Source organism: Tepidimonas sp. (genome assembly GCF_046292505.1).
Lineage (GTDB): Bacteria > Pseudomonadota > Gammaproteobacteria > Burkholderiales > Burkholderiaceae_C > Tepidimonas.
Map to the genome: position 1 here is coordinate 54,257 of NZ_JBKBQX010000006.1, position 21,445 is coordinate 75,701.

21 protein-coding genes, 1 tRNA gene and 1 pseudogene are annotated in these 21,445 nt (G+C 70.1%); 8 read left to right on the forward strand and 15 right to left on the reverse strand.

What is annotated here, in order from left to right; translation table 11 throughout:
• Nucleotides 1-9: 9 nt before the first annotated feature.
• Genes ACK4TH_RS04715 through ACK4TH_RS04735 form a run of 5 tightly spaced genes read right to left on the reverse strand, consistent with a single transcriptional unit; the run spans nucleotide 10 to nucleotide 5,059 of the window.
• Complete coding sequence (locus ACK4TH_RS04715; RefSeq protein WP_409623384.1) at nucleotides 10-1,284, reverse strand: heme biosynthesis protein HemY; 1,275 nt, start codon at nucleotides 1,282-1,284, stop codon at nucleotides 10-12.
• A gap of 48 nt (nucleotides 1,285-1,332) precedes the next feature.
• Nucleotides 1,333-2,454 (reverse strand): uroporphyrinogen-III C-methyltransferase, encoded by a 1,122-nt coding sequence (locus tag ACK4TH_RS04720; protein ID WP_409623386.1) that lies wholly within the window; start codon nucleotides 2,452-2,454, stop codon nucleotides 1,333-1,335.
• Nucleotides 2,451-3,233, reverse strand: a complete 783-nt coding sequence (locus tag ACK4TH_RS04725) for a uroporphyrinogen-III synthase (RefSeq protein ID WP_409623388.1) — start codon at nucleotides 3,231-3,233, stop codon at nucleotides 2,451-2,453. Before ACK4TH_RS04725 ends, ACK4TH_RS04720 begins: the two co-directional genes overlap by 4 nt.
• Nucleotides 3,234-3,237: 4 nt before the next feature.
• Entirely contained in the window at nucleotides 3,238-4,254 is a 1,017-nt protein-coding gene (hemC, locus tag ACK4TH_RS04730; RefSeq protein ID WP_409623390.1) for a hydroxymethylbilane synthase, read from the reverse strand.
• A 10-nt stretch (nucleotides 4,255-4,264) separates the two neighbouring features.
• On the reverse strand, nucleotides 4,265-5,059 hold the full coding sequence (locus ACK4TH_RS04735; protein ID WP_409623392.1) for a LytR/AlgR family response regulator transcription factor: 795 nt from the start codon (nucleotides 5,057-5,059) through the stop codon (nucleotides 4,265-4,267).
• Between the two features lie 112 nt (nucleotides 5,060-5,171).
• Here ACK4TH_RS04735 and argH point away from each other — a divergent pair, with 112 nt between their 5' ends.
• Entirely contained in the window at nucleotides 5,172-6,635 is a 1,464-nt protein-coding gene (gene argH / locus ACK4TH_RS04740; RefSeq protein ID WP_409623394.1) for an argininosuccinate lyase, read from the forward strand.
• Nucleotides 6,636-6,762: 127 nt separating this feature from the next.
• On the opposite strand, the gene speE is transcribed toward argH, so the two are convergent.
• Both speE and ACK4TH_RS04750 read right to left on the reverse strand, forming a co-directional pair.
• Nucleotides 6,763-8,052 (reverse strand): polyamine aminopropyltransferase, encoded by a 1,290-nt coding sequence (gene speE, locus ACK4TH_RS04745; RefSeq protein ID WP_409623396.1) that lies wholly within the window; start codon nucleotides 8,050-8,052, stop codon nucleotides 6,763-6,765.
• Between the two features lie 194 nt (nucleotides 8,053-8,246).
• Nucleotides 8,247-8,915 (reverse strand): c-type cytochrome, encoded by a 669-nt coding sequence (locus tag ACK4TH_RS04750; protein WP_409623398.1) that lies wholly within the window; start codon nucleotides 8,913-8,915, stop codon nucleotides 8,247-8,249.
• A gap of 86 nt (nucleotides 8,916-9,001) precedes the next feature.
• Here ACK4TH_RS04750 and ACK4TH_RS04755 point away from each other — a divergent pair, with 86 nt between their 5' ends.
• From ACK4TH_RS04755 to ACK4TH_RS04765, 3 genes are read left to right on the forward strand one after another with little or no spacing between them, the layout of a single operon-like run.
• Nucleotides 9,002-9,844, forward strand: coding sequence for an AAA family ATPase (locus ACK4TH_RS04755; protein WP_068608812.1), 843 nt, complete (start codon nucleotides 9,002-9,004; stop codon nucleotides 9,842-9,844).
• Between the two features lie 23 nt (nucleotides 9,845-9,867).
• Entirely contained in the window at nucleotides 9,868-10,497 is a 630-nt protein-coding gene (locus ACK4TH_RS04760; RefSeq protein WP_409623400.1) for a GNAT family N-acetyltransferase, read from the forward strand.
• Between the two features lie 16 nt (nucleotides 10,498-10,513).
• A complete protein-coding gene (locus ACK4TH_RS04765) occupies nucleotides 10,514-11,701 on the forward strand; it encodes a vWA domain-containing protein (protein ID WP_409623402.1) in 1,188 nt (395 codons plus the stop codon).
• A gap of 47 nt (nucleotides 11,702-11,748) precedes the next feature.
• Here ACK4TH_RS04765 and ACK4TH_RS04770 read toward each other — a convergent pair whose 3' ends face one another.
• Both ACK4TH_RS04770 and ACK4TH_RS04775 read right to left on the reverse strand, forming a co-directional pair.
• Complete coding sequence (locus tag ACK4TH_RS04770; protein WP_409623404.1) at nucleotides 11,749-12,177, reverse strand: type II toxin-antitoxin system VapC family toxin; 429 nt, start codon at nucleotides 12,175-12,177, stop codon at nucleotides 11,749-11,751.
• Entirely contained in the window at nucleotides 12,174-12,425 is a 252-nt protein-coding gene (locus ACK4TH_RS04775; RefSeq protein WP_185974508.1) for a FitA-like ribbon-helix-helix domain-containing protein, read from the reverse strand. Before ACK4TH_RS04775 ends, ACK4TH_RS04770 begins: the two co-directional genes overlap by 4 nt.
• A 144-nt stretch (nucleotides 12,426-12,569) precedes the next feature.
• Between ACK4TH_RS04775 and ACK4TH_RS04780 the strand changes: the two genes are divergently transcribed.
• Nucleotides 12,570-12,644: transfer RNA gene (locus ACK4TH_RS04780), tRNA-Arg, on the forward strand.
• 31 nt (nucleotides 12,645-12,675) lie between these two features.
• On the opposite strand, the gene ACK4TH_RS04785 is transcribed toward ACK4TH_RS04780, so the two are convergent.
• Nucleotides 12,676-14,286, reverse strand: coding sequence for an ABC transporter permease (locus ACK4TH_RS04785; protein WP_409623512.1), 1,611 nt, complete (start codon nucleotides 14,284-14,286; stop codon nucleotides 12,676-12,678).
• Between the two features lie 129 nt (nucleotides 14,287-14,415).
• On the opposite strand from ACK4TH_RS04785, the gene ACK4TH_RS04790 reads away from it, so the two are divergent.
• Nucleotides 14,416-15,534 (forward strand): ABC transporter ATP-binding protein, encoded by a 1,119-nt coding sequence (locus tag ACK4TH_RS04790; protein ID WP_409623407.1) that lies wholly within the window; start codon nucleotides 14,416-14,418, stop codon nucleotides 15,532-15,534.
• A gap of 18 nt (nucleotides 15,535-15,552) precedes the next feature.
• Here the strand turns inward: ACK4TH_RS04790 and ACK4TH_RS04795 are convergent, their stop codons facing one another.
• The 5 genes from ACK4TH_RS04795 to ACK4TH_RS04815 all read right to left on the reverse strand — a co-directional run bounded on the left by ACK4TH_RS04795 (nucleotide 15,553) and on the right by ACK4TH_RS04815 (nucleotide 18,353).
• The gene (locus ACK4TH_RS04795) at nucleotides 15,553-16,101 is read right to left on the reverse strand and encodes a hypothetical protein (RefSeq protein WP_409623409.1); all 549 of its coding nucleotides are present in this window, start codon (nucleotides 16,099-16,101) and stop codon (nucleotides 15,553-15,555) included.
• A gap of 64 nt (nucleotides 16,102-16,165) precedes the next feature.
• Nucleotides 16,166-16,630, reverse strand: coding sequence for a Spy/CpxP family protein refolding chaperone (locus tag ACK4TH_RS04800; protein WP_409623411.1), 465 nt, complete (start codon nucleotides 16,628-16,630; stop codon nucleotides 16,166-16,168).
• A 41-nt stretch (nucleotides 16,631-16,671) separates the two neighbouring features.
• On the reverse strand, nucleotides 16,672-17,160 hold the full coding sequence (locus ACK4TH_RS04805) for a copper chaperone PCu(A)C (protein WP_409623413.1): 489 nt from the start codon (nucleotides 17,158-17,160) through the stop codon (nucleotides 16,672-16,674).
• Nucleotides 17,161-17,206: 46 nt separating this feature from the next.
• The gene (locus tag ACK4TH_RS04810; RefSeq protein ID WP_409623415.1) at nucleotides 17,207-17,839 is read right to left on the reverse strand and encodes an SCO family protein; all 633 of its coding nucleotides are present in this window, start codon (nucleotides 17,837-17,839) and stop codon (nucleotides 17,207-17,209) included.
• 124 nt (nucleotides 17,840-17,963) lie between these two features.
• On the reverse strand, nucleotides 17,964-18,353 hold the full coding sequence (locus ACK4TH_RS04815) for a DUF2946 family protein (protein ID WP_409623417.1): 390 nt from the start codon (nucleotides 18,351-18,353) through the stop codon (nucleotides 17,964-17,966).
• Nucleotides 18,354-18,476: 123 nt separating this feature from the next.
• Here ACK4TH_RS04815 and ACK4TH_RS04820 point away from each other — a divergent pair, with 123 nt between their 5' ends.
• On the forward strand, nucleotides 18,477-20,771 hold the full coding sequence (locus tag ACK4TH_RS04820) for an NADP-dependent malic enzyme (RefSeq protein WP_409623419.1): 2,295 nt from the start codon (nucleotides 18,477-18,479) through the stop codon (nucleotides 20,769-20,771).
• Nucleotides 20,772-21,320 (forward strand): annotated as a pseudogene (locus ACK4TH_RS04825) (ABC transporter substrate-binding protein); the annotation flags it as partial.
• Between the last annotated feature and the right edge of the window lie 125 nt (nucleotides 21,321-21,445).

Sequence of the window (21,445 nt, forward strand, 5' to 3'; positions counted from 1 at the left end):
GCGGTCCATTCAGGTCAGCGCGGCCTGCTTCCACGCGTGGCCGGCGGCGGCAGCGTCACCGCGCTGCTCGGCCAGTTCGGCCAGCGCGCACCAGCAGCGCCGGCGCAAATCGCGGTCGTCCAGGCCGCGCACCGCCTGTTGCAGCAGCGTCTGCGCCTTGCCCCACAAGCCACGGGTGCGGTATGCCTGTCCGGCCAGGTACTGCAGACCGGCATCCGCCGGGTTGCGCTGCTGAGCCTCCTCCAACCGGGGCAGCCATGCGGCATCCAGCCGCGTCAACCAAGGCTCGACCAGGGCGACGGCCCGCAGCCGATCCGCTCCCGTGAGGGTGTCGTACCCCGCCCAGGCCGTGCGGATGGCTTCGTCCACCGCGCGGGGCACCGGTCCCGTGGCGTCGAGCAAGCCCTCGGCCGCCAGCCGCTCGACATGCGCCAGCAAAGCCAGCGCCCGAGTGGGGTCCCGGCGCTCGTCGCCGTGCAGGCTGCGCCAGACCGCGGACAGGCTTTCCTCGTCGCGCGCATCGCGCAGGGCCTCGATCCACAGCCCACGCAGCACGGTGCGCACCGCCTCCGGCGAAAAGGCGCGGTGTTTGGCGAGCAAACGTGCCATGTCCAGTGCGGCACGGCTGTCGTGCCGCAATTGCGCCAGCCGCAGCCGCAGCCGAACCGCCTGGATGCGGCGGGCCGCACCTTGGGGCAGTTCGGCCAGCCAGCGCGCCGCCTCGGCGGGATCCCGGGCCTCGATGGCCCACTCGGCGGCCCGCAGCAGCGCGCCTTCGCGGGCCTCGGGTGCCCCGCGGGCGCGCGTCGCATCGGTGGCCGCCGCCAACCAGGTGTCGCGCTGTTCGCGCTGGCCCAGTTGCTGGGCGCTCTCGGCAGCGGTCAGGTGTGCCAGCACCCACAGCGCATCGGCGTACGGGACGGTATCCCGGTCGGCCGCCTGCAGGCGCGCGATGGCCTCGCGCGCCGCCCCCTGGGCACGCACGAAGCGCCCGCCCAACTGGTGCCCCCAAGCCTGCAGCAGCAGGCCCACGGTGGCCCGCTCTTGCTGCAAGGCCCGCCAGCGGCTGGCCCGGCGCGGCAGCTCGCGCAACAAAGCGATGCCGCGCAGGGCAGCGTAGCCGAACGCGAAGCCGGCGACCGCGACGATCAGCACCAAGTTGAGCGAGACGTCCACCCGCCAAGGCGGCCAGAACAACGACACCGTGGCGGGGTTGTCGCCCATCAGCAGTGCGGCGACGACCGCCAGCGCCGCCACGAACAACAGGCCGAATACCCCCTTCACCGCCCGCCTCCGCAGTGCGTTGCCCCGTCGCGCGTGCGCGCGGCCATGTCAGCGCCCTCCCGCCGCGGCAGACAGCGCCGCCAGCGTTTCGTCGGGCCGGGGTAAGGTCTCCTGCCGCAGATCGCGCTGCAGCGCGGCCAGGGTGTCGAGCGTCTGGCGCATGCGCGGTGCATCGGTCTCGAAGTAGCGCCGCAGGTGGCGCTCGACGGTGCGCACATCGGCACGCGCGCTGTCGAACTGCCGTGCCAGCAGGCCCAGCCGGGCGTTGAGCAACATCAGGCGCACGTTCTCGCGCAAAAAATAGGCTTGGTCCGGGGCGAGCAGCACGGCCTCCGGCTGATCGATGCGGCGCAGCCGGACCAGGTCGCGGGTGGCGACCTGCAGCCGCATCCAGCCGGCCTCCACCCAGCGTTGGACGCTGGCGCGGGCGCGTGCCCAGGTGGAGTCGGTTGGCGCCCCCCCCTCCCCTGCCGTCGGCGCAGACGGCAGATCCGCCGCGGGTTCGGGCGCCCCCGCGGGGCGGATCGGATCGTCCAGCGGCGGACCAGACCGCAGAGGCCACTCGTCCACCGCGCGCGCCAGTTCGTCCAATCGGGTCACTAGGGCGGGCACATCCACCAGTGAGGCGGCCCGGATGCGCTCCAGATCGCGGGCGATGGCCCGCTGCACCGGATTCAGGCGAGGTTGCGCGGCGCGCTCGATGCGCTGCTGAGCGCCCTGCAGCGCCGTCACCACGGGCTGGACGCTGCCGGTGAGCTGGCTTTGCTGGATGGCCAGACGCAACGCCGCTTCCAGGTCCTGCACCAGGGCATCGTCGCGGGAACGCGACACCGACAGCATCAGCTCCTCGAGCTGGGTGCGCTGCAGCGACACCTCCGACAGCTTGACCTCCGCCACCCCAAGTCGGGCCTGCAGATCGGCCACTGCCGCCTGGGCCTGATCGGCCAGCACCCGCGTCGCGGCCAGCTCGGCCTGGGCGTCGGTGGTGCGGCGCGCCAGCTCCTCCTGCGTGCGCGCCAGGCGTTGCCACAGCACCGCAGTTCCTGCCAGGGCCACCACGGCGAGCCCCGTCGCCACCGCGGCAAGCAGGCGCGAAGACCCACCCCCCGTACCCGTCTGAGGGACAGGCGGCGGGGTGGTGACGGGATCGGTGGAAACGGGGTCGCTCACGGCGACGATTCTAGGGCCTGCACGACGTCGGGCAGCGTGGGGCGGCAGGTGCGGACCTCGCCGAAGCCGAGTGCCCGGGCCGCCTCGGCAATGCGCGGGTGGGTGGCGATGGCGCGGGCCCGCGACCATGCGGCCTGCGGCAGCAGGTCGCGCAAATGCCCGACCGCCTCGCTGCTGCTGAACAGCCACACGGTACCGTCGGCCACCGCCCGGGCGGCTTCGGCACGTCGGGTCGCATCCCAGACTGGGGGTTGTCGCCGGTAGGCCACGACGGTGCGCACCGTGGCACCGGCGCCGCGGCAACGCTCCAACAGCCAGTCCCGCCCCGCATGCCCGTTGGCCGAAACCCCGCGCACAATCAACAAGCGGTGGCCCCGGCGCACCTGCGGCCCGACCACCGACCACAGCGCCTCGGAATCCATCTGCGCCGCATCGGCCGGGGGGTGATCGATGGCTGCCCGTGCGACCCCCCAGTCCAGCAGGGCGCGCACCGTGCCGGTGCCCGGCGCCCAGCAGCGCAACCCTGGCGCGGGGGCCGGGACGGCGGCCTGTCGCAGCGCCCCCACGGCGGCGGGGCTGACGAACATTGCGGCGTCCAGATCGGTCCAGTCCGCCACCGCCGCGCGCAAAGCGGGCGGATCGGCGGCAGGGACGATCTCGATCAGCGGCAGCGCCAGCACGGGCCAGCCGGCCGCATGCACGCCCTGCACCCACACGCCAGCTTGATCGGCCGGCCGAGTGACGACGACCGTGGGCCGCGACGCCCGCTCGGCGGACACGGAATCACCCCGCGGCAACGACGCGCGCCCCCTGCGCGATCAGGCGCTGCGCCACGCGCTGCCCCGCCGCCTCCGCCGAGGCCAGATCGGCCACCTCGGCCTCGACCACCGCGCGCAGCAGCGGCAAGACGGCATCGGACTCGGCCCAGGCGGCCTCGATGCGCAAGCGGGCCGGGTTGCCCGGCCCGGACGGCGCCGGCCCCACCCAGGTGGCGTGCGCCGCCAGCGGGACGGAACAGCTCCCCCCCAATGCGCGGGAGACGGCCCGCTCCGCGGCCACAGCGGCCCAGGTGGGCCAATGCCCCAGGGGTGCGAGGGCCGCCGCGACGTCACTGCGCTCGGCCCGGATTTCGATGCCAAGCGCTCCCTGGCCGGCGGCAGGCAGCATCTCGGTCGGCTCGAACACGCGCCGGATGCGCGCCTGCAGTCCCAAGCGGCGCAAACCGGCCGCCGCCAGGACGATGGCGTGGTACTGTCCCTCGTCCAGTTTGCGCAGCCGCGTATCCAGATTGCCGCGCAGGGGCTCGATGCGGACGTCATCGCGGCCCAGGCGGGCCAGCGCCTCGCGCAGCAGCACGACCCGGCGCAGGCTGGAGGTGCCGATCACCGCCCCGGCTGGCAGATCCTGCGGGCCGTCGCCGTGCGGGGAAACCCAGGCATCGCGCGGGTCCTCCCGCGCCATCACGCAGGCCAGCCGAAAGCCCTCGGGCAGCTCCATCGGCACGTCCTTGAGCGAGTGGACCGCCAGATCCGCCCGCCCTTCATCCATGGCCACTTCCAGCTCTTTGACGAACAGGCCCTTGCCGCCCACCTTGGACAGCGCCCGATCCAGGATTTGGTCGCCCCGCGTGGTCATGCCCAGCAGGCGCACCCGGTGGCCCAACCCCTGAAGGCAGGCGCGGACGTGCTCGGCCTGCCACAAGGCCAGGCGGCTTTCGCGGGTGGCGATGGTCAGATCGAGGGCAGATAAAGGGGTACCGGACGGCGCAGCGGCCGCCCCACGGGGCAGGGATTGGGACATGCCGGGGATGCTAGCACGCCGCCCGCTCGGCCAGCAGCGCCTCACGCACGGTGGCGAGCTGGCGGCGCGAGACCTGCAGACGCTCGCTGACGCCATCCAGCCGCACCACCCAGCCATCGAACGGCTCGCCCGGGTTGTCACCGGTGCGCTCATGCACACGCTCCAGGGCGCGCACGCGCTCGCGCGCGACCAAGGCGTTGCGGTGGATGCGCAGCCAACGTTCCGGCTGGGCCCGCTCGAACTCGTGCAGCGAGCCGTCATAGATATAGCTGCGGTCCCGCGTGCGCACGGTGACGTACTTGAGCTCCGCTTTCAGATAGATCACTTCGTCGATCGGTACGCGCTCGGTGCGCCCGCGGTCGTGGATGACGAGGCAGGTGCCGATGCCACCCGCGGCAGGGCCCGATCCCTCGCCCTCCGCGGCCGCGTCCCGGGCGGCGGCGCGCCAGCGCAGCGCCTTGTCCAGCGCTTGGCGCAAGCGCTCCAGCCGCACGGGTTTGGTCAGGTAATCGACGGCATCCAGCTCGAATGCCCGCAGCGCATGCTCGGCATGGGCGGTGACGAACACCACCGCGGGCGCCCGCGCACGGCCGCGCAGCAGCTCCGCCAAGCCCAGCCCATCCATGCCGGGCATCTGCACGTCCAACAGCACCACGTCCCAAGGCTCGCTGATCAGACGCGCGTACGCCGTGCGGGCGTCCGCGGCCTCACCGACCTCGAGCGCCCCATCCAGCCGCCCGAGCAGATCGCGCAGGCGTTCGCGCGCCAAGGCCTCGTCGTCCACCACCAGCACCCGAGTGACCATCGTGCGTACTCCCGCCGGGCCGCCCCGGCGACCCCGGTAGAATCGTTGCTGCTTTATTTATACCCTTGCGCCGGCCAGTCGTCCATCGGCGCCCCACCCCATCCGTCCCGTCATGTCGCCCAATCAGCTCGATGCCAAGTCCCAGGCCTGGTCGGCCCTGTTCTCCGAACCGATGAGCGAGTTGGTCAAGCGCTACACCGCCAGCGTGTTCTTCGACCGCAGGCTTTGGCAGGCCGACATCCAGGGCAGCCTGGCGCACGCCGAGATGCTCGCAGCACAGGGCATCCTCAGCGCGCAGGACTGGGCCGACATCCAGCGCGGCATGGCGCAGATCCGCGCCGAGATCGAGTCCGGCCAGTTCGAGTGGAAACTGGACCTGGAGGACGTGCACCTCAACATCGAGGCGCGGCTGACGCAGCTCGTGGGCGACGCCGGCAAGCGGCTGCACACCGGCCGCAGCCGCAACGACCAGGTCGCCACCGACGTGCGCCTGTGGCTGCGCGACGAGATCGACGCCATCGCCGCGCTGCTGCGCGAGCTGCAGGCGGCGCTGGTGGAGGTGGCCGAGCGGCACGTGGACGTGATCCTGCCGGGCTTCACGCACCTGCAGGTGGCGCAGCCGGTCAGTTTTGCGCACCACCTGCTGGCGTACGTGGAGATGTTCGCGCGCGACGAGGAGCGGCTGGCCGACGTGCGCCGGCGCACCAATCGCCTGCCGCTGGGCAGCGCGGCGCTGGCCGGCACCACCTACCCGCTGGACCGCGCACGCGTGGCGCGCACGCTGGGCATGGTCGATGAGCACGGCGAGCCGCAGCTGTGCCTCAACAGCTTGGATGCGGTCAGCGACCGCGATTTCGCCATCGAATTCAGCGCCGCCGCCGCGCTGATCATGGTGCACATCAGCCGCCTGAGCGAGGAGCTGATCCTGTGGATGAGCCAGAACTTCGGCTTCATCCGCATCGCCGACCGCTTCACCACCGGTAGCTCCATCATGCCGCAGAAGAAGAACCCCGACGTGCCGGAGCTGGCGCGCGGCAAGACCGGCCGCGTCGTCGGCCACCTGATGGGGCTGCTGACGCTGATGAAGGGCCAGCCGCTGGCCTACAACAAGGACAACCAGGAAGACAAGGAACCGCTGTTCGACACGGTGGACACCGTGAAAGACACGCTGCGCATCTTCACCGACATGATCGGCGGCGAGCGCGACCCCGCCACCGGGCAGCGCTCGGGGGGTCTGACAGTCAACCGCGAGGCGATGGAAGCCGCGGCGCGGCGCGGCTACGCCACGGCGACGGATCTGGCGGACTACCTGGTCAAGAAGGGCGTGCCCTTCCGCGACGCGCACGAGACGGTGGCCGCCGCAGTGCGGCTGGCCAGCGAGCGCGGCGTGGACTTAAGCGAGCTACCGCTGGAGGAGCTGCGCCGCTTCCACCCCGGCATCGAGGCCGACGTCTACGACGTGCTGAGCCTGGCCGGCAGCCTGGCGGCGCGCGCCACGGTGGGCGGCACGGCGCCGCAACAGGTGCGGCAGCAAATCGAGCGCCACCGCGCGCGGTTGGGGCTGGCCGCGGCCTGATGCCCCGCGGCGGCGGTCCCGGCTTGCGGGCCAAGGGCTCCTGGCCGGCCCGCCGAAACGTCCGTCCGACAGGGCGGACCAGCAACCTGCCGCTGCCGTCCCGCCGGATCCGGCGCTGCGGCGCGTTTCAGACCAGCGCCGGCTCGGCGCAGCAGCCCTTGCCCTCCAGCGGCGCGGCGCTCTCCTGCGGCTGCACCAGCTTGCGGTAATAGGTCGGCAGCGCGAACAGCGCCGGGTGCACCTCGGCGTTGTAGTACTGCAGGTCCGGCAGCGCCGCCACGCGCGCCCGCAGCGTCGCTTCGTCCAGCGCACGCGGCTGCAGCCGGTCGGAGGCCAGCGAGAAGCCCCAGTACGCCCCGTAGAGCGGGATGTAGAGCCCCAACGGGTGCACCTGCTCGAACACCGCGCGCAGCTCGGCGTTGATGCGGCGCACCTGCTGCGGCTCGAACACCGGCGTGCCGGTGTGCAGCACCACCGCCCCGCCCGGGTTCAGGATGCGCTTCAGCGAGCGGAAGAACGGCTCCTGATACAGCGAGCCGGCCGGCGTCTCCGGGTCGGTCAGGTCGAGCAGGATCAGGTCGAAGCGCTCCGCGGTCTCAGCGACGAACGCCAGGCCGTCGCCGATGCGCACCTCCAGCCGCGGGTCGTCGAAGGCCCCGCGGTGCACCGCGCGCAGATGCTCCTTCGCGATCGCCACCACGTCGCCGTCCAGCTCGGCCATCACGACGCGCTCGACGCTGCGGTGCTTGAGCACCTCCTCCGCCGCGCCGCCGTCGCCGCCGCCGATGATCAGCACGCGCCGCGGCGCCCCGTGCGCCACCGCCGCCGGGTGCACCAGGCACTCGTGGTAGTAGAACTCCTCGCCTTCGGAGGTCATGAAGTGCCCGTCGATGCGCATCGCCAGGCCGAAGCGCGGCGTGCGCATCAGCTCGATCGTCTGGAAGGGACTGCGGCGGCTCAGCACCCGCTCGCTGCTGGTGTAGCCGTAGACCGCATCGCCCTCGTCGTTGAGCGCCTCCAGGATCGTCTCCGCCGGCGGACGCTGCTCGCTGCCGCGCTGCAGGCGGTGGATCTCGCTGCGGCCGGGCCCGAAGGCGGCCACGATCTCGCGCAGCAGCGCCTCGGCCTTGGCGGAGTTGTCGGTGGTGAAGTTGCAGACGTAGACGTCCAGCGTCACCGCGCGGCGCTCCGGCCAGGTGTGCACCGCCAGGTGCGACTCGGCCAGCAGCAGCATGCCGGTCACACCGCCGGGCTGGCCGTTGTACGGCGGAAACGGATACCACTTCTCGTCGACCAGGGTCAGCCCCACCCCGATCGTGTGGCGCCGGCACAGCTCGGCCAGCATGGCCGCATCGGTCAACAGACCGTCGGCCCCTCGGCAGTCGTACAGATCAGCCGTCAGATGAAGCCCTTGCATGGCTCGATCCCCCATCCAATCGTGTTGCACCACCAGACCGACTCTGGTCTGGACGAAACTTTCCATTGTACAGCCCCGGACCACCCAAAACCCGGCCCGCCCGCCCGCATGCCGTGGCACCGACCACGGCACACCGCAAAAACGCCGACCGGCCCACAAGGGGCCGGTCGATCAGGCAGGGGACGCTTGCGCGATCAACGGAAGCGAGACTGCGGCTTGGTCGCCAGCTCGCCCGACACGGTCGCCATGTAGTTGGCAATCTGCTTGAGCTCTGCCAGCGTGAACTGCTTGACGATGCCCCCCATGATCGGGTTGGCCCGGCCGATGTGGGGGTTGCCCTCCACGCCGTAGGATTTGAGTGCGACGTAGAGGTAGTCGGCATGTTGGCCGGCAATCTTGGGATAGCTCGGGTCGATGGGCTTGCTGAAGTTGGCCCCATGGCACGACACGCAAGCGCCTTTTTCGAGCAGCGCGGCAACGGCTGCCGGCGCCGCCTTCGGCTGCTCGGGCGCGGTCACGCCGGGGTTGTGTCCGGCGTAGAACGCCGCCAGATCGGCGATGTCCTGATCCGACAGCGAGCCAGCGATGCCGCGCATCGTCGGATGCTTGCGATCACCCTTGCGGTACGCCTGCAGCGCGGCCGCGATATACGGCTCCGACTGACCAGAAATCTTGGGGACCTTGTGGATCTCCGGGAAGCTGTTCTGGTAACCCGGGATGCCGTGGCAGCCGATGCACATGGCCGCCTTGGATTCACCGGCTTTGACGTCCCCCGCGGGGGTCTGGGCTTGCGCGCCCAGGGCAGCAACGACGGTCGCGCTTGCGACAACGGATTTCAGCAGAGTGGTCATCGTTTGGTTCATGTTGCAAGCACAATCGGAGGGACGTTTGACAAAAATCAACGCCCGATTATATAGACTCGTTCCACCCTCGATCCTCCATGAAAACCATGCGTTTTACCGGTTCGTCCTCCTACGTTGCGACCCCCGATCTGCTGCTGGCCGTCAACGCCGCCATCCGGCTGCAGCGACCGCTGCTGCTCAAGGGCGAACCCGGCACCGGCAAGACCATGCTGGCCGAGGAGGTGGCGCGCGCGCTGGACATGCCGCTGCTGCAGTGGCACATCAAATCCACCACCAAGGCGCAACAGGGCCTCTACGAGTACGACGCGGTCAGCCGCCTGCGTGACAGCCAGCTCGGCGACGACCGCGTCAAGGACATCCGCAACTACATCGTCAAGGGCGTGCTCTGGGAGGCCTTTGCCGCCGAGCGTCCGGTGGCGCTGTTGATCGACGAGATCGACAAGGCCGACATCGAATTCCCCAACGACCTGCTGCGCGAGCTCGACCGCATGGAGTTCCACTGCTACGAGACGCGCGAGACCATCCGTGCGCGCCACCGGCCGCTGGTGTTCATCACCTCCAACAACGAGAAGGAGCTGCCCGACGCCTTCCTGCGCCGCTGCTTCTTCCACTACATCAAGTTCCCCGAGCCGGCCACGATGAAGCAGATCGTGGAGGTGCACTTCCCCGGCCTGAAGGACGAGCTGGTCGGCGCCGCGATGCGGACCTTCTTCGACATCCGGCAACTGCCGGGGCTGAAGAAAAAGCCCTCCACGTCGGAGCTGCTGGACTGGCTCAAGCTGCTGGCCGCCGAAGACATTGCCCCGAGCGCGCTGCAGTCCGGTGACGGCAAGCTGGCGGTGCCCCCGCTGGTCGGCGCACTGCTGAAAAACGAGCAGGACCTGGTTCTGTTCGAAAAGCTCGTGTTCATGAACCAGCGCAACCGCTGACACCCGCCCACATCGGTGCGCCCATGACCCCACCCTCGACCCCCTGGTGTCAGCCCGTTACCCTGGTCGGCCAGCATGCCCGGCTGGAGCCCCTGGCACTGGCGCACCACGACGACCTGGTGGACGCGGTGCAGGACGGCGAGCTGTGGCGGCTGTGGTACACCGCCATTGCCCAGCCGCAGGACATGCGCGCCGAGATCGAACGCCGCCTGTCACTGCAGGCAGCCGGCAGCATGCTGCCGTTTGCAGTCATCGCCCAAAGCGGGGCGCTCGCGGGGCGCGCAGTCGGCATGACCACCTACATGCACATCGACGCCCCCAACCGGCGCCTGGAAATCGGCAGCACCTGGTATCGGCGGGCCGTGCAGCGCACGGCCCTCAACACCGAGTGCAAATGGCTGCTGATGCGCCACGCGTTCGAGGAGCTGGGCTGCATCGCGGTGGAATTCCGCACGCACTTCTTCAACCGAGCCAGCCGCGCGGGCATCGAGCGGCTGGGCGCCAAGCTGGACGGCGTGCTGCGCAGCCACCAGATCTGCACCCACCCGGACGCGCCGGGCAGCTTGCGCGACACCTGCGTCTACAGCATCATCGCCAGCGAGTGGCCGAGCGTGAAGGCGCACCTGCAGCATCAGTTGGCGCGCCCGCGCTGACCCGCCCCCCCACCCCATGTTGACCGACTTTTTTTACACCCTCCGTGCGGCCCGACTGCCCGTGTCGGTCAAGGAGTACCTCACGCTGCTGGAAGCCCTGCAGGCCGGCGTGGTCGGCCCGCTCAACCCCGAGGCGTGCTCGATCGACGACTTCTACTACCTGGCTCGCACCACCCTGGTCAAGGACGAAAAGCACTACGACAAGTTCGACCGCGCCTTCGCCACGTACTTCCATGGGGTGGAGCAAATCGCCGACTTCACCAAGGACATCCCCGCCGACTGGCTGCGCCAGACCCTGGAGCGCGTGTTGTCCGAGGAACAAAAGGCCAACGCTCCACGGCTGGAGTGGGACCAGTTGATGGAGGAGTTGCGCAAGCGCCTGGAAGAGCAGAAAGAGCGCCACGCCGGCGGCAGCAAGTGGATCGGCACCGGCGGCACCAGCCCCTTTGGCCACGGCGGCCACAACCCGCAGGGCATCCGCATCGGCGGCAAGGGTGGCGGACGCAGCGCGGTCAAGGTGTGGGAGCAGCGCAGCTACCGCGACTACGACGACACGCAAGAGCTGGGCACGCGCAACATCAAAATGGCGCTGCGGCGGCTGCGGCGCTTCGCGCGCGAGGGCTCGGACTTGGAGCTGGATCTGCCCGACACCATCCGCGCCACCGCGGCCAACGCAGGCTACCTGGACATCAAGATGGTGCCCGAGCGGCACAACCATGTGAAGGTGCTGCTGCTGATGGACGTGGGCGGCACCATGGACGAGCACATCCAGCGCGTCGAGGAGCTTTTTTCGGCCGTGCGGGCCGAGTTCAAACACCTGGAGTTTTATTACTTCCACAACTGCGTGTACGACTATGTGTGGAAGAACAACCGCCGCCGCTACGCCGAGAAGCACCCCACCTGGGACGTGATCCGGCGCTACAACAAGGACTACAAGCTCATCTTCGTGGGCGACGCCACCATGAGCCCCTACGAAATCCTGCAACCCGGTGGCAGCGTCGAATACAACAACGAGGAAGCGGGCGCCGAGTGGCTGCAGCGCCTGACGCACGCCTTCCCGCGCTTTGCGTGGATCAATCCCGAGCCGCAGGGCGTGTGGCAGTACCGGCAAAGCATCTCGATCATCCAGCAGCTGATGGGCGGGCGCATGTTCCCGCTCACGCTCAAGGGGCTGGAGGACGCGATGCGCCTGTTGTCCAAATGACCGCGCTGAAAAACGGTGCCGAAAAAGACGGCGCGGCAAACGCCCGGTCAAGCGCCGGCCAGCCAGGGATTGACCACGGCCAAACCGTCAATCCCCTCGAAATCCGCCACACGGCGCGTGGCCAACGCCAGGCCATGCAACCGCGCGATGGCCGCGATCTGGACATCTTCGGTACTGATGGGGCGCCCGGCGCGGGTGCGCTGCGCCACGATGGCGGCATAGTGCAGCGCCGCCCGCTCGTCGAAGGGCAGGCAGCGCCCGGCGAAGTCTTGCGCGAACATCGCCTCGGCCGCGTGCGCCAGTGCGGCTTGGCGTTTGCTCGCCGGCATCAGGGCCAGCCCCAGCGCGATTTCGGCACGGCTGATGGAGCACACCCACACCTGCTCGGTCGGCTGGCCGTCCAGCCACGCCAGCACCGCCTCGGCGGGCTGCGGCCGCATGGCTTCCGACAGCACGTTCGTGTCGAGCAAGATCACGGCGCATCATCCCAAACGGGGGGCGTGCGCGGCTTCTGACGCACCGGCAGTTCGAAGTCTGCATCCGCCACGTCGGCAAACCGCTGCCGCAGGCGCTGCCCCAACGGCTGGGTGGGGGATACGCGCAGCAAGGCTTCCCGCAGAATGCGGCGCGCTTCTTCTTCCATGGACACGCCATGCTGCGCCGCGCGCAGGCGCAGCGACCGCTTGAGGGCCTCGTCGACGTTCCGTATCGTCAGGGCAGCCATGGGGGCACTTCCAGTTGCTTGCAATGATTGCATTGTAGTCAATGCGTCTTTGACATCGAAGCCCCCAAACGCCCCATTGCCGAGAACGTAAAGGTCTTGGTGTAGACTGGCATGTTCACGATGGCCGCGACGCCACACCAGGAACCCGCCGTAGTTCAATGGATAGAACGGCCGCCTCCTAAGCGGCAAATCCAGGTTCGATTCCTGGCGGGGGGGCCAATGCCTGGCAACGCGCCAGGGGGTCGCGCCATCAGCACGCAGCCGCCTCCCCGCGGCGCAGGGCGCGGCTGAGCAGCACCACGGGGATCAAGCCCACCGCCACCAGCGCGAGGGCGGGCAAGGCGGCTTCGCCCAGGCGCTCGTCGCGGGCGAGTTGGTGCGCCACCACCGCCAGCGTGTCGCTGTTGAAGGGCCGCAGGACCAGTGTCGCGGGCAGTTCCTTCATCACATCGACGAACACCAGCAGCAGCGCGGCCAGCGTGGAGCGGCGCAACAGCGGCCAATGCACGCGCCACCACAGGGCAGCGCCTGCCACCCCGAGGGTGGCGGCCGCATCGTCCCAACTGGCGGGGATGCGGCTGTAGCCGCTTTGCACCGACTGCAGCGCCACTGCCGTGAAGCGCACCAGATACGCCCAGACGATGCCCAGCACCGTGGCCGTCACCCAGTAGGACACCGAACTGTCCGGCCAGCGGGCCTGCGCCCAGCCCACGGGCAGCAGCAGGCCGACGACGACGACAGCCCCCGGCACTGCATACCCGAGGCCCACCACACGCACCGCCCACCGGTTGAGCACGCTGGGCGCTCGCCGCACCGCATGGGCCAGGGCCAGGGCCGCCCCTGTGGCGAGTACGGCACTGCCTCCCGCCAACAGCAGGCTGTTGCGCGCCCACCCGCCAAAGGCGTGCCATGGCAGCTCATCCCAACCCTGCACCAAGGGACGCAGCATGAAGGCCACCGGCAGCACGAAACCCAACACGACGGGCAGGCCGCACACGGCCCAGGCCAGCACCACCTGCCGGCCCATCAGCCGCGCTGGCTGTGCGTCGGCCCCCTGGCGCTGGGCGCGCGGGGCGGAAAACCGCAAGCGCCGCTGCGCCCGCCGCTCTGCCCAGAGCAGCAGGGCCACGGTGGCCAACAACATCAGGGCGAGCTGCGCCGCGGCGGTGCGGTCGTCCATCACCAGCCACGCTTTGTAGATGCCGGCGGTGAAGGTCTGCACCCCGAAATAGCTGACCACCCCGTAGTCGGCAAGCGTCTCCATCAGCGCCAGGGCGATGCCAGCCGCGATGGCGGGGCGCGCCAGTGGCAGCGCGACCTCGCGCACGCGCCGGGCAAACGGGGCACCGAGCAGCCGCGCCGCCTCCAGCAACTGTGGCGCGCGCTCCGCCAGCGCCGTGCGCGCCAGCAGATAGACATAGGGGTACAGGGTGAAGGTGAACACCCAGGCCGCGCCCCAGGGGTTGCGAATCTCGGGGAACAGGCGCCCCTGCCAGCCAAACGCCTCGCGCAGTGTGGTCTGCAGCGGCCCGGAAAACTGCAGAAAGTCCGTGTAGGCGTAGGCCACGACATACGCCGGCATGGCCAGCGGCAGCAGCAGCAGCCACTCGGCCGTGCGCCGCCCGGGAAAGTCGAACAGCGTCACGGCCACTGCCGTCGCCGATCCGACCAGCCCCACCGCCACCGCGACGCCCAGGCACAGCCAGAGGCTGGTCCACACGTACCCGGGCAGCACCGTGGCCGCCATCTCGCGCAAGACATTGGCGGATGCCGCATCCCCCGCCAGCGCCGCCACGACCAGGGCCATGACCGGCAGGGCCAGCGCGGCGGCAAACAGGGGCAGCCCCGCCTGCGCCAGCATCTGCCCCACCGGCCAGCGGCGACCCAGCCAGCGGGACGGAGACACCGCGGGACGCGGTGCCGGAGCGACGTTGGGTGGGTTATCCATGAGCGGGTGCAAATGAGAATGCGCATTATCTACAATGCTGGCATGGACCTCGCTGTCACCCAGGTTTCCGTGCGGTATCCGCGCGCGCCCCAGCCCGCTGTCGATGGCGTCACATTGGGCCTGCGCGCCGGCGACATCGGCGTGCTCATCGGACCATCGGGATGCGGCAAAACCACGCTGCTGCGCGCGGTGGCGGGGCTGGAGCGCATTGCCGGCGGCACCATCGCGCTGGGGGGCGAGCCGGTCAGCGGCGACGGTGTGCATGTGGCGCCGGAGCACCGGCGCATCGGCATGGTGTTCCAGGACTATGCGCTGTTCCCGCACCTGGACGTGGAGCGCAACGTGGGCTTTGGCTTGGCCCACTGGGATGCCGGCCAGCGCCGCGCGCGGGTGGCCGAGGCGCTGCGCCTGGTCGGGCTGGAGGGCCTGCAGCGGCGCTATCCGCACGAACTCTCGGGCGGTCAGCAGCAGCGCGTGGCCCTGGCACGGGCGCTGGCACCGCAGCCGCGCCTGCTGTTGCTGGACGAGCCCTTCTCCAACCTGGACGTGGATCTGCGCGAACGGCTGGCGCACGAGATCCGCAGCATCATCAAGGCTGCGGGCATCACGGCGCTCTTCGTCACGCACGATCAGTTGGAGGCCTTCGCGATCGGGGACGTGATCGGCGTCATGCACCAGGGGCGGCTGCACCAATGGGACGACGCCTATGCGCTCTACCACCGGCCGGCCACGCGCTTCGTCGCGGAGTTCATCGGGCACGGCGTGTTTGCGCCGGCGCGCATCTTGACGCGGGGCCAGCAGGTGGTGGTGGAAACGCCGTTGGGCGAGCTGGAGGATGTGGCCGAGTGTCCGCTGCCCAGCGCCTTCCCCGACGGGCTGTGCGAGGTGCTGCTGCGCGCCGACGACGTGGTGCACGACGACGCCTCGCCGTTTCGGGCCGAGATCGTGCGCAAGGCCTTCCGTGGCGCGGAGTTTCTCTACACGCTGCGGCTGGCCGACGGTCAACTGCTGCAAGTGCACGTGCCGTCGCACCACGACCATGCGATCGGGGAGTGGATCGGCATCCGCGCCGCGGTCGACCACGTGGTCACGTTCGCGCGCGGCGCCGGGGCGGCCTCGGCGCCAGCCCCGGCCGTGGCGCTGCAGCACGCCACTGTCTGAGCCGGGTGACGTCGCCTCTCAGGCCGCGGCGGCCTGGACAACCGCCCCGGCCACCTCGGCGGCCTGCACAGGCTGGCGCGGCAGCAGTTCGGCCAGCACGCGGCACACCGTCTCGTGCTTGGCGTCCACCAACTCCGCCAGCACGCGCAGCGGCGGCAAGCGGCGGCGCAGGCCCAGCGGGCCGTCGGCCTCGCCCAGCACATCCGGCCGCGCCAGCAAACGAAGCAGTGCCGCCAGCCGCTGGCGCACCGAGCCGGTGCGCAAGAGCGCCATCGAGTGCGCACGCTCAGGCAGCTGCAGCAGCGCCTCGGTCAGCCAAGTCGCACGCTGCGTCGCATCGGGCGGCGCCAGCGGCCCCTGCAGCACCACCGGGGTGATGGCGGTGGCGCGCCAGCCGTGCGGCTGCGCTGCCAGCGCATCGATGCCGAGCCAGTCGCCTGGCTCGGCCAACATCACCAGCAGCGGCCCGTCACGGCCGACATGATCCAACCGCACCAGCCCACGCAGCAGACGCCAAGGCCCACCACCACCGCCGGCGTCGAACAGGATCTGCTGCGGCGCCAGCATCACCGACGACGGCGACGCGCAAGGGGCCCCTTGCCTGTCATCCGGAACGGCTGCGGCAACCATCTCAATGCAGGCTTTCCAGATACCACTGGCGCACGCGCGCGAATTGCTCCGGCGTCAGCGTCGCACGCACGAACTCGGCGCAGCGTTCGCGCGCCTGCAGGTGCTCTTGCTCGGCCTGCACGAGCTGCTGGCGCAGCTCGTCGCGGCGAACCTGCGGCGCGCCCTCCAGAATGGCCAGCCGCAGCTCACCGCGCAGGTCACGGATGCGCTTGGTCAGCGCGATGCGGCGCGGCATCGCCTCCTTGCGGAACTGCTCCAGCGCCTGACGCTGCGCGTCGGCCAGACCCAGCTGCGCCTCGTGTTTGAGGATCAGCGGCATCAACTCCACGATCGGCGTGGATTCATCGGCCATGCTGGTGCGCGCCCACGCCGGCACGCTGGCCAGCAAGCCCAAACCCAACAGCAGCGTGGCCATCGCCATGCGGATCGAGCCAATTCGCCCCAGGGCCACCCTAACGGGATCCATCGCGATCCTCCTTTCGAGATGTCAGATTTCGGATTTCGGAATCAGTGGCGATGCGCGCCGTGACCAGCGCCCCCCATGGAACCAGAGGGCGCACCCAACGCCATCACCTTGGCCTGAACCTCCTGGCGCACGCGCTGCCCGGCGGCGTTCTCGAACACCAGCGTCAGCGGCACCGTTTCGCCGCCGGCCAGCGGGCGCTTGAGGTCCATCAGCATCACGTGGTAGCCGCCGGGCTTGAGCTCCACCGGCCGGCCCGCGGGCAGCGCCAGCCCGGGAATGGCGCGCATGCGCATCACGTCGCCGTCCATCGCCATCTCGTGGATCTCGACGACGCCGGCCACCGGCGACTCGCCGGCCACCAGGCGCATGGCTTCTGGGGCGGTCAGGCGCATGAAGGCGCCGGTGGCCTTCTGCTGCGCGACGGTGCCGCGCACCCAGGGCTCGTCGATCTTGACGGTCTGCGCCCAAGCGGTGGCGGTCAGGGCCAGCAGTGCGCCAGCGACGGCGCTGCGGATCAGGTTGCGGGACATGGTGGGATCTCCTTTCGGGGGGGTTGGAAAACGGAACGGTGGGGCATCAGGCGCCCTCGCGCAGCAACCACGCGATGTCGTGCGCGTAGTCGTCGGCGGTTTGCTCGTGCTTGAGCACGATGCGCAGGCGACCCTGCGCATCGATCAGGTAGGTCTGCGCCGAGTGGTCCATGGTGTAGCCGCTGCCGGTGGGCACCTTGGCGTAGTACACCTTGAATTCACGCGCCGCCGCGGCGATCTCGTCGGGCGTGCCGGTCAGCCCGAGAAAGGACGGGTAAAACGCCGCCATGTAGTCGCGCAGCAGCGCGGGGGTGTCGCGCTCCGGGTCCACGGTGACGAACAGCAGTTGCACACGCTCGGCGTCGGGCCCCAGGCGCTGCATCACCTCCACCGCGCGCGCCAGCGCCGTCGGACAGACGTCCGGGCACTGCACGAAGCCGAAGTACAGCATCACCACCTTGCCGCGAAAGTCCTGCAGCGTGCGGCGCTGGCCGTGCTGATCGGTCAGGGACAGCGTGCGGCCGTACGGCGCGCCGGTGACATCGATGCCGCGCAGCGCGGGGCGGTCGGCTCCGCGCTCGCAGCCGGCCAACCAAGGGACGGCCACGGCCGCCAGCGCGGCAGCAGCGAGGCCGAGCCAGCGGCGCCGGGGCGCCGCGGCCAAGCGATCAGGGTTCATCGAAAGCAAGCCTCCTGGGCGTCGTGACAGAAGGGGGAGGCGCGCCCGGCATGCCGCGATCGGCGGCGGGCGGCCACGGCGGCAGCGCCAGGGCGAGCCAGCACGGCCCGCACGCGGTGCGGCGTCAGACAAACAGGAGCGGAGGCGCGTGCGGCTGCGGCCACCACCACGCCAGCGGTGGCACGGCCGCGCCGACCTTATCGAGCACCGGCGCCGACGGATCGGCGGCAGGCGGCAGACCGCCGCCGGCTGCGGACGGCGGCAACCCTGGCCCGCCGTGCAGCAGGCACCAGTCGCACGCCATCGCGGCGGCGCTGCCATCGTCCGGCGCGGCGTCGCCGGCTGCTTCCAGCGTCACCCACGCCATGCCGGTGCTGGTGCAGATCTGCACCCGCTCACCGGCACGTGGATCGCCCACCCACGCCCGGGCGAGCGTGGGCGCCAGCGCTGCCCACAGCAGCGCCAGAAGGGCCAGCGCAAGCGGCCAGCGGCGATGACGGACGATCGCGATCACTGTTCACATTGTAGTGAGCATTGCCCGGACGTGTGCTCGTTACACTTGGCGCGTCATGCCGCCCGACCGGGGGCCCCGGCGGGTGGCGATGTCCCTTTTTCGTCCCTTGCGCATCACGCCACCATGACGCCCGCCGAACAAGCCCTGCGCGACGCCGCGCTCGAATACCACCGCACCCCGACCCGGGGCAAAGTCTCCGTCACGCCCACCAAGGCGCTGTCCAACCAGCGCGACCTGAGCCTGGCCTACTCCCCCGGCGTGGCCTATCCGTGTCTGGAGATCGCAGCCGACCCCAACAAGGCCGCCGACTACACCAGCCGCGGCAACCTGGTCGGCGTGGTGACCAACGGCACCGCCGTGCTGGGCCTGGGCGACATCGGCCCGCTGGCCGGCAAGCCGGTGATGGAGGGCAAGGGTTGCCTGTTCAAAAAGTTTGCCGGCATCGATGTGTTCGACATCGAGCTGGCCGAGAAGGACCCGGATAAGCTGGTCGATATCATCGCCGCGCTGGAGCCCACGCTCGGCGGCGTGAATCTGGAAGACATCAAAGCGCCGGAGTGCTTTTACATCGAGCGCCAGTTGCGCGAGCGCATGAAGATCCCCGTGTTCCATGACGACCAGCATGGCACAGCGATCATCTCGACGGCGGCGCTGATCAATGCGCTGGAGCTGGTCGGCAAAAGCATCGGCGAGGTGCGCATCGCCGTCAGCGGCGCAGGGGCGGCCGCGATCGCGGTGCTGGACCTGTTCGTCGCGCTGGGGGCGCGGCCCGAGCACATGCTGGTGTGCGACTCCAAGGGCGTGATCCACGACCAGCGCGAGGATGCCCTGTCCGGCCGGCTGGACGAATCCAAGCGCCGCTACTGCCGCACAACGGCGGCGCGCACGCTGGCCGATGCGGTGCGCGGTGCCGACGTGTTCCTGGGCTGCTCGGCGCCCGGGGTGCTGACGGCCGAGATGGTGCAGACCATGGCCGAGCGGCCGGTCATCCTGGCACTGGCCAACCCCGAGCCGGAAATCCGTCCCGAGGTCGCCAAGGCGGCACGGCCGGACTGCATCATCGCCACCGGGCGCAGCGACTACCCCAACCAGGTCAACAACGTCCTGTGCTTCCCCTACATCTTCCGTGGCGCGCTCGACTGCGGCGCCACCCGCATCACCGAGGCGATGAAGCTCGCCTGCGTGCACGAGATCGCGGCCCTGGCCAAGGCCGAGATCAGCGACGAGGTCGCCGCCGCCTACGCCGGGCAGGAGTTGCAGTTTGGCCCGGATTACCTCATCCCCAAGCCGTTCGACACCCGGCTGATCTTGCGCATCGCCCCGGCGGTCGCGCAGGCGGCCGCCGACTCGGGCGTCGCCGCGCGCCCGATCGCCGACATCGAGGCCTACCGCGACAGCCTCCAGCGCTTCGTCTACCAGACCGGCATCCTGATGAAGCCGGTCTTCAACGCTGCCAAGGCCGTGGCGCCCAAAGCCCGCGTGGCCTATGCGGACGGCGAGGACGAACGCGCCCTGCGCGCGGCCCAGCTCGCGCTGGAGGAAGGCATCGCTCAGCCGATCCTGATCGGCCGCCCGGCGGTCATCGAGGCGCGCATCCGCAAAGCGGGGCTGCACCTGCGGCTCGGGGTGGACGTCGAGAACGTCAACCCCGAGGACGACCCGCGCTTCCGGCAGTATTGGGAGGCCTACCACCAGTTGATGAAGCGCAACGGTGCCACCCCCGAGGTGGCCAAGGCCGCGGTGCGCCGCTCCAACACCATCATCGGCTCGTTGATGGTGCACCTGGGCGATGCGGACGCCCTCATTTGCGGGTTGGTCGGCACCTACACCACGCACCTGGAGCGCATCGACGCCATCCTCGGGCGGCGTCCCGGGGCTTCGCTCTACGCCGCGCTCAATGCGGTCAACACCGACCGCGGGCCGATCTTCATCACCGACACCTACGTCAACGAGGACCCCAGCGCCGAACAACTGGCCGAGATTGCCTGGATGGCCACGCAGGAGGTGCAGCGCTTTGGCATCGTGCCCAAGGTGGCGTTCCTGTCGCACTCCACCTTCGGCTCGTCCAAGCGCGCCAGCGCGCGCAAAATGCGCGCCGCGCGCGACCTGTTCGTCGCCGCGCACCCCGAGATCGAGTGCGACGGCGAGCTGCACGGCGACGCCGCGCTGGAGCCGGAGATCCGCGGGCGCTTCCTGTCCGACTCGACGCTGTCCGGCAGCGCCAACCTGCTGGTCTGCCCCAACCTGGACGCCGCCAACATCCTCTACAACGTCATGAAGACCACCACCAGCGGCGGCGTGACGGTGGGGCCGATCCTGATGGGCGTCAACGGCACGGCCTATGTGCTGACGCCGGCAGCCACCGTGCGCCGTGTGCTGAATATGACGGCGGTCGCGGCGGCGCGGGTGCGGGGCTGACGCGCGGCCGGCCTGCTCGCACATGTGAGCATCGACGCCGGCAACGGCTCGGCCGGCACCGTCACCCGCGTCGCCTCGGGCACCTACGACATGGGCCTCGCGGACATGGCCGCGCTGATGGAGTTCCACGCCAACAACCCCGACGCGCCCAACAAGCCGGTGGCCGTCATGATGGTCTACAACAACACCCCGGCGGCGGTGCTGGCGCTCAAAAAATCCGGCATCCGCACGCCCAAGGACCTGAGCGGCAAGAAGCTGGGGGCGCCCGTCTTCGACGCCGGCCGCAAGGCCTGGCCCATCTTCGAAAAGGCCAACGGCGTGGGGCCTGTGACCTGGACCTCGATGGATCCGCCTCTGCGCGAAACCATGCTGGTGCGCGGCGACATCGACGCCATCACGGGGTTTTCGTTCACCTCGCTGCTCAACCTGGAGGCGCGTGGCGTCAAGACCGACGAGATCGTGGTCATGCCCTACGCCCAGCACGGCGTCAAGTTGTATGGCAACGCCATCATCGCCCACCCGCGGCTGCGGCGCGAAAATCCCAGCGCCGCGCTGCTGGCCGAGCGCTGGCGCGCGCGGACCTTGCACGGCGTGGACGAGGTGGTTCGGTTCATCGAACGGCGCGGGCTGCTCACCGCCTGAGCGGGGCTCCGGACTTCGCAGCCACTACACTG